The organism is Maribacter sp. BPC-D8 (assembly GCF_035207705.1).
Classification (GTDB): domain Bacteria; phylum Bacteroidota; class Bacteroidia; order Flavobacteriales; family Flavobacteriaceae; genus Maribacter.
Genome location: NZ_CP128187.1, coordinates 1,975,293 through 1,987,478, shown reverse-complemented (window position 1 = coordinate 1,987,478; position 12,186 = coordinate 1,975,293). Strand labels below are relative to the sequence as shown.

14 protein-coding genes are annotated in these 12,186 nt (G+C 34.8%); 7 read left to right on the top strand and 7 right to left on the bottom strand.

All coding sequences use genetic code 11. The features are described 5' to 3' along the window. The first annotated feature begins 77 nt into the window (after window positions 1–77). The 7 genes from QSV08_RS08860 to QSV08_RS08830 are packed head-to-tail and all read left to right on the top strand — an operon-like array spanning window position 78 to window position 6,263. On the top strand, window positions 78–845 hold the full coding sequence (locus QSV08_RS08860) for a tetratricopeptide repeat protein (RefSeq protein ID WP_324028033.1): 768 nt from the start codon (window positions 78–80) through the stop codon (window positions 843–845). Continuing rightward, window positions 845–1,327 carry a 6,7-dimethyl-8-ribityllumazine synthase gene (gene ribH, locus QSV08_RS08855; RefSeq protein ID WP_324028032.1) on the top strand — a complete coding sequence of 161 codons (483 nt, stop codon included), beginning with the start codon at window positions 845–847 and terminating at the stop codon, window positions 1,325–1,327. Before QSV08_RS08860 ends, ribH begins: the two co-directional genes overlap by 1 nt. Window positions 1,328–1,387: 60 nt before the next feature. Next, a complete protein-coding gene (locus QSV08_RS08850) occupies window positions 1,388–1,750 on the top strand; it encodes a riboflavin synthase subunit beta (protein ID WP_324028031.1) in 363 nt (120 codons plus the stop codon). After that, entirely contained in the window at window positions 1,750–3,600 is a 1,851-nt protein-coding gene (mutL, locus tag QSV08_RS08845) for a DNA mismatch repair endonuclease MutL (protein ID WP_324028030.1), read from the top strand. Before QSV08_RS08850 ends, mutL begins: the two co-directional genes overlap by 1 nt. After that, a complete protein-coding gene (locus QSV08_RS08840; protein ID WP_324028029.1) occupies window positions 3,601–4,344 on the top strand; it encodes a rhomboid family intramembrane serine protease in 744 nt (247 codons plus the stop codon). Window positions 4,345–4,347: 3 nt separating this feature from the next. Continuing rightward, on the top strand, window positions 4,348–5,229 hold the full coding sequence (locus QSV08_RS08835) for a rhomboid family intramembrane serine protease (protein ID WP_324028028.1): 882 nt from the start codon (window positions 4,348–4,350) through the stop codon (window positions 5,227–5,229). 11 nt (window positions 5,230–5,240) lie between these two features. Next, window positions 5,241–6,263, top strand: coding sequence for an endonuclease/exonuclease/phosphatase family protein (locus tag QSV08_RS08830; RefSeq protein ID WP_324028027.1), 1,023 nt, complete (start codon window positions 5,241–5,243; stop codon window positions 6,261–6,263). Here the strand turns inward: QSV08_RS08830 and QSV08_RS08825 are convergent. From QSV08_RS08825 to QSV08_RS08795, 7 genes are all read right to left on the bottom strand, one after another. Next, window positions 6,244–6,564: a DUF6122 family protein gene (locus QSV08_RS08825; RefSeq protein WP_324028026.1), complete on the bottom strand. Its 321-nt coding sequence runs from the start codon at window positions 6,562–6,564 to the stop codon at window positions 6,244–6,246. The two genes, QSV08_RS08830 and QSV08_RS08825, sit on opposite strands and share 20 nt — an antisense overlap. Beyond that, complete coding sequence (locus QSV08_RS08820; RefSeq protein WP_324028025.1) at window positions 6,557–7,186, bottom strand: WbqC family protein; 630 nt, start codon at window positions 7,184–7,186, stop codon at window positions 6,557–6,559. The genes QSV08_RS08825 and QSV08_RS08820 overlap by 8 nt, the downstream gene beginning before the upstream one ends. Continuing rightward, a complete protein-coding gene (gene lepB, locus QSV08_RS08815; protein ID WP_324028024.1) occupies window positions 7,183–8,883 on the bottom strand; it encodes a signal peptidase I in 1,701 nt (566 codons plus the stop codon). The genes QSV08_RS08820 and lepB overlap by 4 nt, the downstream gene beginning before the upstream one ends. Before the next feature lie 95 nt (window positions 8,884–8,978). Further along, window positions 8,979–9,680: a 4-hydroxy-tetrahydrodipicolinate reductase gene (gene dapB / locus QSV08_RS08810; RefSeq protein WP_324028023.1), complete on the bottom strand. Its 702-nt coding sequence runs from the start codon at window positions 9,678–9,680 to the stop codon at window positions 8,979–8,981. 2 nt (window positions 9,681–9,682) lie between these two features. Then, window positions 9,683–10,324 (bottom strand): DUF5683 domain-containing protein, encoded by a 642-nt coding sequence (locus tag QSV08_RS08805; protein ID WP_324028022.1) that lies wholly within the window; start codon window positions 10,322–10,324, stop codon window positions 9,683–9,685. Continuing rightward, on the bottom strand, window positions 10,317–11,225 hold the full coding sequence (locus tag QSV08_RS08800) for a ParB/RepB/Spo0J family partition protein (RefSeq protein WP_324028021.1): 909 nt from the start codon (window positions 11,223–11,225) through the stop codon (window positions 10,317–10,319). Before QSV08_RS08800 ends, QSV08_RS08805 begins: the two co-directional genes overlap by 8 nt. A 2-nt stretch (window positions 11,226–11,227) precedes the next feature. Further along, window positions 11,228–12,001, bottom strand: a complete 774-nt coding sequence (locus QSV08_RS08795; protein ID WP_324028020.1) for a ParA family protein — start codon at window positions 11,999–12,001, stop codon at window positions 11,228–11,230. Between the last annotated feature and the right edge of the window lie 185 nt (window positions 12,002–12,186).

Genomic DNA, 12,186 nt, shown 5'->3' with positions numbered 1-12,186 from the left:
ATATCCAAAAATAACGAATAAATACACTTTGCGATTTCAATAAAACCATTATTTTTGCGCGACCAATAAATTTACACATGGCTACATATAAGAAAAGAGGATATAAACCTGAAACGAAAGCTGAGCAGCAAGAATTTGACGAACAGGAAAGCACAACGGCTGAGGTTTTTAGTTCTTTAGATGAAGGCGCTTCTAGATCAGAAGAGTGGGTTTCTAAGAATCAGAATATCATTTTAGGTGCCATTGGTGTTATTGCTATAAGTGTTTTAGGCTATTTAGCTTACGACCAATTCGTAGAGAAACCGAAAGAGGCTAGCGCAGCAAATGAGATGTACTACCCACAACAATATTTCGACCAAGCATTGGTCGCTACAACTGCAAAAGATTCATTGTTTACTTTGGCATTAGAAGGTGCTGAAGGTAAATATGGTTTTTTAGATATTATTGAGGAATACAATGGTACAAAAGCTGCTAACCTTGCAAATTATAGCGCAGGTATGGCATACTTGAATATGAACAACTACCAAGAAGCGATTACATATTTAGAGGACTTTAGCTCTGAAGATGCTGTTTTAGGTGCTTTGGCAAAAGGTGGTTTGGGTGATGCTTTCATGCAATTAGACCAGGCTTCAGATGCTTTAGGTTATTATGAAGCTGCTGTAAAACATAGTGGTAACGAATATACTGCTCCTAAATTTTTATATAAAGCGGGAGTTACTGCTTTAGAAATGGGAGATAAGGATAAAGCTTTAGGTTTTTTCCAGAAAATAAAAGACGAGTTTCCAAAATCAGAAAACGCCAATTCTATAGATGCATTTATAGGTATGGCTAAAAGTGGTGAGTAATGGCTACAGTAAATAAAAATTTATCAGTTTACGATAAGGCAACAATCCCAAACGCGAACGGACTTCGGTTTGGGATTGTTGTTTCAGAATGGAATTCAGAAATAACAGAAGGTTTGTGTTCTGGTGCAATTGAAGCATTAATTGACTGCGGAGCGCAAGAGTCTGACATTATTCGTTGGAATGTTCCTGGTAGTTTTGAACTTACTTTTGGTTCAAAAAAAATGATCAATTCGCATAAAGTTGATGCTGTAATTGCCATTGGTAGTGTAATACAAGGCGAGACGAAGCATTTCGATTTTGTTTGCGATGCTACCGCTCAGGGGATAAAAGACTTAAATATTATTACCAATGTGCCCGTTATATTTTGTGTACTTACAGATAATAACATGCAACAAGCCATAGATCGTAGTGGTGGTAAACATGGTAATAAAGGTACAGAAGCCGCTATTGCAGCTATTAAAATGGCAGTTTTAGGTAGTTAATAGCCTTTTTAATAGTTCTATTTTCTTATAAGTTTAAGAGTATTAGGTTAGTGTCGTAAGATGTTAACAAATTTTGGCATTGGTAACATGCCCTATTTTTCTATTTTAAGTAACTTTGAGGTTATGGGGATGTTGAGCAAAATAACGCGGTTACGAAAAAATAGGTCATTTGAATACAATCCTAGGTATTATGATGGCAAAGGAAAAGGGAATCCGTTTAAAATGGAACCTAAATTCGACCAATTTCGTAGTACATTAAACACATCTCGAGGATTAAAAAGAAAGATTAATAGTGCTATAGAAGATACCAAAAGACAAGGAGATCGCAACTTAAAAATTAGAATGGTAATTATTATTGCGGTATTGCTTCTTGTTTTTCTTTACATAATTGATTTTGACCTCACAATTTTCTTTACTTCATAATGGCAGATATTATTAGATTATTACCTGACCATGTAGCAAACCAAATTGCTGCTGGTGAAGTGGTGCAACGCCCATCTTCTGTGGTAAAAGAATTAATGGAGAATGCCATTGATGCCGGTGCTACCGAAATTCAACTTATTATAAAAGATGGTGGTAAAACACTAATTCAAGTAGTTGATAATGGTAAGGGTATGAGTGGTACAGATGCTCGTTTAAGCTTTGAGCGCCACGCTACATCTAAAATTCAAAAGGCAGAAGACCTTTTTAATTTAAATACTAAAGGTTTTAGGGGAGAGGCATTAGCCTCTATTGCTGCAATTGCACATGTAGAAATGCTGACCAAGACCGAAGATGACGAGATTGGCACGAAGATTAAAATTGAAGGAAGTAAAATAGTAACTCAAGAAGTTGTGGTTGCCCCTAAGGGTACTTCAATGTTAGTAAAGAATTTATTTTTTAATATTCCTGCTAGACGTAATTTTTTAAAATCTGATCAAGTCGAATATCGACATATAGCAGATGAGTTTCATAGAATATCATTAGCGCATCCGCAGGTAGCATTTAATTTTTATAATAATGGTAGCGATGTTTTTCAATTGCCGGCTACTGATTTCAGAAAGCGTATTGTGCATATTTTCGGTAGAAAGACCGATGAGAAGCTTGTACCTGTTGAGGAGGAAACTCACGTAGTAAAAATCTCAGGGTATATTCAAAAACCTGAGTTTGCTAAAAAAAGCAGGGGAGAGCAATTTTTCTTTGCCAATAACAGGTTTATAAAGAGTCCGTATTTACATCACGCTATATTGGGTGCTTTTGAAGGATTAATTCGTCCGGGTACACATCCTGGGTATTTTTTGAATTTAGAGGTTGATCCATGTACTATTGATATAAACATACACCCAACGAAAACAGAGGTAAAGTTTGACGACGAGCATACATTGTATGCAATGCTTAAATCTACGGTAAAGCATAGTTTGGGTCAATTTAATGTGGTACCTGCCTTAGACTTTGAGCAAAATCAAAATTTAGATACGCCGTATTCCTATATAAATAAGCAGGTGGGCATACCACAGGTAGTGGTAGATTCTTCTTTCAACCCTTTTGAAACTGCACAACCGTCGAAAGGAAATTCTAGAGGTAGTAGCTATTCAAAACCAAAGGTAGATGGTTGGGAGAATTTATATGTAGGTTTAGAGAATACTGTCGATAGTGGGGCTAGTCATTTAGAATTTGAGTCAGAGGTTGTAAATAGTAGTATTTTTGATGATGAAAGAGAGGTTTTTGATCATACGACTACTACTTTTCAAATGCGTAAAAAGTATATTATTACGACCATAAAATCTGGTATGGTGGTAATTAATCAAAGTAGGGCGCACCAACGCGTGTTGTACGAGAATTTTTTAAAGAACATTACTATAAAAGAAGCTGTAAGTCAACAATTGCTTTTTCCATTGACTTTATCTTTTTCTACTAGTGAAATAAATATCTTAAAAGAGATAAAAGAGAATTTATGTACTGTCGGTTTTGTATTCGGAGAAATAACTGAAGACGGAGTAGAGATTTCTGGTGTACCTGTGTTAGTTGTGGAAAGCGAAGTTCAAATGATAATGGAGCAACTGATTTCAGATTTTCAACAAGAAGTGCCTGGCGATAGTTTTTCTCAAAGTGATATGTTGGCGAAAACATTAGCTAAAACACTTTCTGTAAAAACAGGGGAAACTTTAGACGAGTTGTCTCAAGTGAAATTGGTTAATGATCTATTCGCTTGTAAGGAAACTACTCTTAGTCCGTTTAACAAAAAAGTTTACATTACGATTACAGAGAACGATATTGAACGAAAATTTATATAAATGGGAAGAATTACTGATACTATAAAGCATTTACTGATAATCAACGTTCTGTTTTTTATTGCTACACAAATGTATGGTGAGCAAATGTACGAGTGGTTCTCATTGTATTTCCCAAAGAACGAACACTTTGAGCTGTGGCAGATTATAACACATATGTTCATGCATGGTGGCTTTATGCATATACTTTTTAATATGTATGCATTATGGGCTTTCGGTACACCTTTAGAGCGTATGTGGGGCAGAAATAAGTTTTTATTTTTCTATATCTCAGCGGGTTTAGGTGCAGCTTTAATTCATATAGGTGTTAACTATTATTACTATAATGCTGGCATGAGTGCTCTGATAGATTCAGGAATTTCTGAAAGTAGTATTCTAGAGATTATTAATAGCGGACAGTATAATACAGAGTGGTATTCCATTGCAGGGAAAGCAACAATCGATAACTTTTTAAGTGCTTTCAATACTCCGGTAGTTGGTGCCTCAGGTGCTATTTATGGTATTTTGGTAGCATTTGGAATGTCTTACCCTAATAGCGAGTTGTTTCTTATTTTTCTGCCAGTTCCCATAAAAGCAAAATTCTTTATTCCTGTTTTAATTGGTCTAGATTTGTTTTCAGGAGTTACTGGGTACAGTTTATTCGGGCAAGGTATAGCGCATTTTGCACACGTAGGTGGTGCCTTATTTGGTTTCTTAATGATGTGGTATTGGAAAAAAAATCAGTTTAATAATAAAAGGTGGAACTAAACTATGGCTCAGCCAGATTTAAAATATCAATTTAGTAGGTTAAACATTGCAGAGAAACTCATTGCGGTCAATGTAGTGGTTTTCATTGTAAATGCTTTAATACCATTCTTACTTGGTTTACAAAAAGATACCATTGCTCAATGGTTTGAGCTGCCTAATGATATTGTCGATATCGCTTTTCAGCCTTGGTCTATAGTTACCTATTCATTTTTTCATGGTGGTCCCGGGCACTTGTTTTGGAACATGTTGATGATTTATTTTGTGGGTAGAATATTTCTAAATCTCTTTGATGCAAAACGTTTTTTAAATGTTTATTTGCTCGGAGTAATTTTAGGCGGATTATTCTTTGTTCTAGGATATAATATCTTTCCTGCATTTTTTAAAACAAATGCATCATTAATTGGTGCTTCAGCGGGAGCTAGTGCCGTTTTAATATTTATTTGTACCTATTTACCAAATCAAGAAGTTAGAATCATATTTTTCAATGTAAAGCTTTGGATGGTTGGTGCTGTGTTAGTACTTAGCGATTTAATTCAATTACCTATGAGTAACTCTGGCGGACATTTAGCGCATTTAGGAGGTGCTTTTTTAGGATACCTATATGCTAGTCAATTATTGAAAGGCAATGATATTGGGTCTGGCTTTTCTAAATTTATGGATAGTATAGCGAACCTGTTCAAAGGTTCTGAGAAGAAGGCTCCCATGAAAACAGTTTATAAAAATAAAAGTACTACCCGTAGTAATACTAATTCAGCCGTAGACTATGATAAGAAGACACATCAAAAAAAGATTGATGCTATTCTAGATAAAATAAGCAAATCTGGCTATGAAAGTCTTTCAAAGGCAGAGAAGGACTTTTTGTTTAAAGCTGGTAAAGAGAATTAAGCATGAAGAAAATGTCTTTTTTTAAAAAGTTCATGTTGCTCTTAAATGTGATTGTAGCTTTCAGTTTATTTTTGGCCTGCATTGTTCCATATACTTCTATAGCTAGTTTAGCATTTATTAGTTTAACAGTACCTGCATTGGTAATTGTTAACATGCTATTTTTCTTGTATTGGTTAATTGGTAAAAAGATATATCTACTGCTGTCTCTTTCCATATTAGTTTTCGGTTACTTTACCTTGGGTTCATTTATTGCGTTTAATGGGAGGTCAAAAAATATGGCTGATTCTGAAACTATTTCATTATTAACTTATAATGCATTGGGCTTTCATAGTAAATATCATGGTGATTGGGAGAATATAACAAGTCCCGAGGTTATAGAGTTTGTGGAAGGGGAGAATCCTGATATTATTTATTTTCAAGAATTTGAGTCTCATTACGTCAAGGGTGATATGTTGAAGAGCTATCCATATTTAGCAAATAAATTTGAAGTTGGTGATGAAGAATCTAGTAAAGATTTAGCTATTTATTCTAAGTTTAAAATAATCAATAACGGTGAGTTGGATTTTCCTAATACTTACAATGAGGGCATTTATGCTGATATCGTTTTCAAAAAAGATACAGTTCGTTTTTATAATCTGCATTTAGAATCTTTAAGCATAAGACCAAATTACTTCAAAAAGGAGCGCTCAGACAAGCTGTTTGTTCGACTTAGAGATTCTTTTGATAAGCAGCAACGGCAATCAGATATCGTTAGAAATCATATTAATACGAGTCCTTATCCTGTTATTGTTGGTGGTGATTTTAATAATACACAATTCTCTAAAGTGTATTTTAATATTAAAGGAGATTTAAAAGATAGCTTCTTAGAATCGGGACATGGGTATGGTGAAACCATAAAATTTTGGAAATTCCCTTTTCGAATAGATATGATTTTAGGAGATCCAAGTTTTACTTTCATATCTCATAAAAATTACAAAATCGATATTTCTGACCATGAGCCTATCATGGCAACTTTTAAATTGTCTGGCGAATAAAGTAACAGTCTACTGTATCAGCTAAAATATGTAGGAGCAAAGCCAAACCGATAATTCGAGTTTTCTTATAAGCGAATAACAGCGTATAAGCACCAATTGCCCAATAACTATGTAGCGGATGAAAATTTACACTGCAACGGTTAGGGTCAAACATTGGTGTAGCCAAAAGGTGGTCAACATCAATTACAATTGCAGATAATAATATAACCGCAGACCAGAGCTTATTTTCTTTATAGAAATAAATAGCAATTATAATGGGTACAATAAAATGTATACCATAATGCGCTATAAATCTAATCATTGTCAGCAGCTATGAACTCGTGTTTTAGATACTGTATGCTATTAGGTCCTAAATTGAACAACAGATCTAATATACTTAAATTAGGGGTAAAGCCATGTCGATCACCAAACACTTGTGTGTAAGGTTCTATATTCAATTGAGGCTTAAACTTAGCGCTTATTAAAAATCTAAAATCTTCTTTACCTTCAGGGGTGGTCTCATATGCAAGACTTTTCTCTGTAGGTGTTTCTAGTTGAAGACATTCAAATATCGTCTCTATAGTCTTTAAATTGAAGTCAAGCAGGCTTTCGTAAGTTTGATGATAAAGTGGTCTAATATCATCTTCATAAAACTCAAAGAAAGGAGATGTTCTGTAGGCTGTTTCTAAGGTGCGCCAATGTTGACGTTGCCAAGGATAAGAATTGTCTATTAAAACATCTTTATATTTTTGCCTTCCATCTGCTCTACCAGCATGAATGATCGGTATGCTTAATATATGCTTACCTCGGTCATTAGAAATATATGTTCTATTTCTAAACGTCTGTTTTTGGTAATTATCATTTACCTCCCAACAAATTGGGTGGTGCATAATATAGCTGAAAGTTAATATGTTCGGAAAATAAGAGGGATGAATTAATTTCACTTTTTTTCCTTTTTACGTTTCCAGAACCAATTTCCTACGAAATAGGCTACGAGTAATATTAAGAAATATTTGAAATAAGATTGTGGTTCTCCATCGCCATTCACTGTAGTGAATATACGATCCCATCTTGGTCTCCAGTTGCTAATGCCTTCCGTGAAATTATCAAAGCTCATCCAAATAAAAATAGGAGTACCGACAATATGATTTTCTGGTACATAACCCCAAGCTCTACTATCTTCAGAGTGGTCTCTGTTGTCACCCATCATCCAAAAGTAATCTTGTTTGAAAGTATATGTAGTAGCTGGCGACCCATTAATACTAATTTGATTTCCAGATACCGAAATTTCGTTCTTTTCGTACTCCTTTATTATCTTTTTGTAAAGAGGAAGTACTTTTAGGTTCAGGTCTACTGTAGCTCCTTTTTGAGGAATGTAAATAGGTCCCATTTGACTATAGTTCCATGGGTAATCAGGACTCTGAGGAAATAAGTTGATGCCTCTTCTCCCTATTGCCGCAACTTGTTGAACTACAGAATCTATATTAGGGTCCTTTCTAAGCGAATTTACCATGTCAGCAGTTAAGGGCACAGTACGTTTGCGATCGGTAACTTCTTTTAATGCTAATCTATATTTAGATATCACATTCGCAGGAATACCAGATGCCTTTGTGTAAAGTTCTAGTTGTCCGTTTTCGGTTTGATTAAAGCCCATTATATAGGATCTTAATCCATTTACTTGATCTTGGTTCAGCGGACTTGATTGGTATTTTCTAGTGAAATCGGTAATGCCTAAATTATCAAGTGTTCTAGACGATACTCCCTTAGAGCTATAGATATCGTAGTCGAACTGTGGTTTAGCGCTTTTCGGTAATTCTAATTGCTTTCCGTTTATAAAAACATAACCATTACGAACCTCTAAAGAATCGCCTGGTACGCCGACACAACGTTTGACATAGTTTGATTTTTTGTCAATAGGCTTGTCAACGCCTTTTTCTTTTTTGAAAAATACACGAACGGTATCAGCAGGCCAACTGAAAACTACTATATCGTTTCTTTCAACTTTGGTAAAGCCTGGTAATCTAAAGTAGGGTAGTTGTGGCTTTTTTAAATAAGAAGGAATTCCCAAGCCTGGTAACGTATCATGTACCATTGGTGCGGCAACTGTCGTCATGGGTGTTCTGGCGCCATAGTGAAACTTACTTACGAAAAGAAAATCACCAACCCTTAAGGTACGTTCTAATGACCCTGTTGGTATTACATAAGGTTGTACGAAATAGGTATGTACCAATGTAGCTGCTACAACAGCAAATAAAATAGAGCTTACCCATTCGCCTGCTGCAGTTGTTGGATGTAAAGATCGGTCTTCAATGTATTTAACATCTAGTGTATAGTTTACATAGTAAATGTATAAACCAAGTGTTAAGACAACGATCCAAGTTTCTAACTTACTATTTCTACCAAAGCTTCTTATGGTTTCTACCCATATTACCGGAAACATCAATAAGTTGATTATGGGTATGAATAATAATATAACCCACCATTTTGGTCTATTAATAATTTGCATTAAAACTATAGCGTTGTAAACAGGTATTGCTGCCTCCCAAGCTTTTCTTCCTGCTTTTACGTAAAGTTTCCAAGTACCTAAAAAATGTATTACTTGTACAATGAGAATAAAAATAATCCATTGAGTGCCGTTCATATTCTTTAATTTTTATTGAAATAGAATGAATTTTTTTGATGCTAATTAAGTCATCAATAATTCATAAGTCTTTGAGATTGATTTTTGTTACGTTTTTAACCTAGGTTTAACACATCTCGCATAGAGAAAACGCCTGTTTTGCCAATAATCCATTCTGCCGCTGTAACTGCACCTAGGGCAAAACCCTCTCTATTGTGAGCAGTATGCTTTATCTCAATACTGTCAACAATACTATCGTAGGCTACTGTATGTGTACCAGGTACAGTGCCAATTCTTTTAGATGTAATTTTTAAAGTTTCTTGAGATGCACTGTCTAACTTCCATTGCTTATAGTTGGAGTTTGCAATAACACCTTCAGCTAAAGTAATTGCTGTTCCGCTAGGTGCATCTAGCTTTTGCGTGTGATGTATTTCTTCTAACTCAGTGCTGTATTCAGGAAGATTTTGCATCATTTTTGCCAAGTAATTATTCAACTCGAAAAAAATGTTAACTCCTAAACTAAAATTAGAAGCATATATAAATGCTCCTTTTTTTTCATTACAAAGAGTTAAAGCATCATCATATTTATCTAGCCAACCAGTGGTACCTGATATTACAGGTACATTGTTGTTAAAGCATTTAGTGATATTGCCGAAAGCAGCTTCTGGCATACTGAAATCAATAGCAACATCCATCGTGCTAAAATCAATATTTTCAGAATTTTCGTCAATTTTGGCAACAATTTGATGACCACGCTTTATAGCGACTTGTTCTATCATTTGCCCCATTTTTCCGTATCCGAAAAGTGCGATTCTCATTCTTAAAATTTTATAATTAATGCCATTCCGTAATTAGGACTATTGGTTACTTGATTTAAATCAAGATAGGGCTCAAAGTCTATACTAAGGTCATCATCAATATTAAACTGTTTTAAATGCGCGTCAACGTTGGCGTCGACTATATTTAAAGCATACAATGCAATTGCAGCTACTAACCAAAGATCACGATCGCTCTGAAAACGTTCTTGTTGATATTCAAGATCGTCATCACCAAACAATGGTAAAATACCTTCGCCATTAAATTCATCATCTGTAAAACCAGCTTGCCTTCTTATGAATGCTGTTCTAAAACGTTGATATTGATCATTGTTGTAGATGTACATGTAAACACTTCCGCCAATAGCTCCCCAGACAATAGGGGCTTTCCAGTATCGCTTGTTATAAATTTGACCCATGCCAGGCAGAACTGCAGAGTAAAATGCTGCTTTACTTGGTGCTAATGGATTGAATTCTTTTTTAGCTTTTTTGAAGGAAACAGAATCTTTGATGACAACACCATTTTTGGCAAGGTCAGCTTGTACACTATCTATTTCAGTTTTAGGAATAGAATCTTGTTCCTCTTGAGAAAAGGAAAAATTAATGAATAATAATAGAGTACTTAATAATGAAAGATAGTTACGCACCTGTTATCAATTTTTTGATACGGTCAAATTCCTCTTGAGACTTAAATGGTATGGTTATTTTTCCTCTTGCATTATCAGCAGATTTTATATCCACTTTTACTGATAAGGCATCTGTAAGTTCTTTAATACCCTTACGAACAAAAACAGAAGCTTCTTTTTTTACCGTTTTTACTACATCGTCAGTAGGTACTTCATCTGCGTGGTATGCTTTTACGGCACTTTCGGTATCTCTAACAGAAAGATTGTCAAAGATAATTTTTTCGTAAAGTGATATTTGATCTTGCTTTTTGTCAATATTGACCAAAGCTCTACCGTGACCCATAGTTAAAAAACCATCACGCATACCCGTTTGTATAATCGGGTCTAATTTCAACAATCGCAAATAATTGGCAATTGTAGAGCGTTTTTTACCAACACGCTCACTCAATCTCTCTTGAGTAAGATTAATCTCGTCTATAAGACGTTGGTAAGAAAGTGCAATTTCTATTGGGTCTAAATCTTGTCGTTGTATATTTTCGACCAATGCCATCTCTAAAGACTCTTGGTCATTAGCGATACGTATATATGCCGGTATGGTGTCTAAACCTAAAAGTTTAGAAGCACGATATCTTCGTTCTCCAGATACTAATTGATACTCGTTAAATCCTAATTTTCTAACGGTAATTGGTTGAATTACACCAAGTTCTCTAATAGAAGTGGCTAATTCTTTTATAGACTCATCATTGAAATTAGAACGAGGTTGAAATGGGTTTACTTCAATGTGTTCTAAATCGAGCTCGATAATGTTACCTACAACTTTATCTGCATTCTTATCTGATGCTGTATTAATATCATTCTCCGGATCTTTTAAAAGAGCCGAAAGTCCTCTACCTAAAGCTTGTTTCTTTGTCGCTTTTGCCATACTTAAACCGTCTGCTTATTTTTTTTGACTATCTCGTTAGCCATGTTCAAATAGTTTGTTGCTCCTTTACTGGCAGCATCATATTTGATTATACTTTCTCCATAACTAGGAGCTTCACTTAATCTAACATTACGTTGAATTACAGTTTCAAAAACCATATCACCGAAATGCTTTCTTACTTCATCAACTACTTGGTTCGACAATCGTAACCTAGAATCGTACATAGTCAATAACATGCCTTCAATATCTAAATCTGGATTATGTAATTTTTGAACACTTTTTATTGTATTCAATAATTTGCCCAGTCCTTCTAAAGCAAAATATTCGCATTGAATTGGTATAATTATCGAATCTGCAGCGGTTAGTGCATTCAAGGTTAATAAACCTAATGAAGGTGCGCAATCAATTAAGATATAATCGTAATCATTCTTAAGATCTATAATTGCCTTTTTCATCATGTACTCACGCTCTTCTTTGTCAACCAATTCTATTTCAATGGCGACTAGATCGATATGTGCAGGTATAAGGTCTACATTAGGGGAGGTTGTAGGTATAATTGTTTCCCTAGCAGTTTTAGTATGTTCCATCAGCTGGTATGAGCCAAGTTCAACACCATCAACATCAATACCTAACCCAGAAGTTGCATTTGCTTGGGGGTCAGCATCGATTAATAAAACCTTTTTTTCCAATACACCTAGAGAGGCAGCTAAGTTAACTGTAGTGGTAGTTTTACCTACGCCTCCTTTTTGATTGGCTATAGCAATAATCTTGCCCATGTTCAAAGTAAGTTAGGTGGTAAAAATACAATTATTTATGGGGCTAATGAAAGCTTTTTGTTAACACTAAGTGAATAAGCACTTACTTTTCTTTAATAAAGCGTTAAACTTTTAATTATGAAATGGTTAAGCCGCTGTTTATTGTGTAGTATGTAGAAAGGCTAAAACTTATTAAAATGATATTA

Coding starts and splice junctions, on each gene's coding strand:
- QSV08_RS08830 (WP_324028027.1), top strand. CDS start 5,241: ATGTCTTTTTTTAAAAAGTTCATGTTGCTCTTAAATGTGATTGTAGCT.
- QSV08_RS08840 (WP_324028029.1), top strand. CDS start 3,601: ATGGGAAGAATTACTGATACTATAAAGCATTTACTGATAATCAACGTT.
- QSV08_RS08800 (WP_324028021.1), bottom strand. CDS start 11,225: ATGGCAAAAGCGACAAAGAAACAAGCTTTAGGTAGAGGACTTTCGGCT.
- QSV08_RS08835 (WP_324028028.1), top strand. CDS start 4,348: ATGGCTCAGCCAGATTTAAAATATCAATTTAGTAGGTTAAACATTGCA.
- QSV08_RS08825 (WP_324028026.1), bottom strand. CDS start 6,564: ATGATTAGATTTATAGCGCATTATGGTATACATTTTATTGTACCCATT.
- QSV08_RS08795 (WP_324028020.1), bottom strand. CDS start 12,001: ATGGGCAAGATTATTGCTATAGCCAATCAAAAAGGAGGCGTAGGTAAA.
- mutL (WP_324028030.1), top strand. CDS start 1,750: ATGGCAGATATTATTAGATTATTACCTGACCATGTAGCAAACCAAATT.
- ribH (WP_324028032.1), top strand. CDS start 845: ATGGCTACAGTAAATAAAAATTTATCAGTTTACGATAAGGCAACAATC.
- QSV08_RS08860 (WP_324028033.1), top strand. CDS start 78: ATGGCTACATATAAGAAAAGAGGATATAAACCTGAAACGAAAGCTGAG.
- lepB (WP_324028024.1), bottom strand. CDS start 8,883: ATGAACGGCACTCAATGGATTATTTTTATTCTCATTGTACAAGTAATA.
- QSV08_RS08850 (WP_324028031.1), top strand. CDS start 1,388: ATGTTAACAAATTTTGGCATTGGTAACATGCCCTATTTTTCTATTTTA.
- dapB (WP_324028023.1), bottom strand. CDS start 9,680: ATGAGAATCGCACTTTTCGGATACGGAAAAATGGGGCAAATGATAGAA.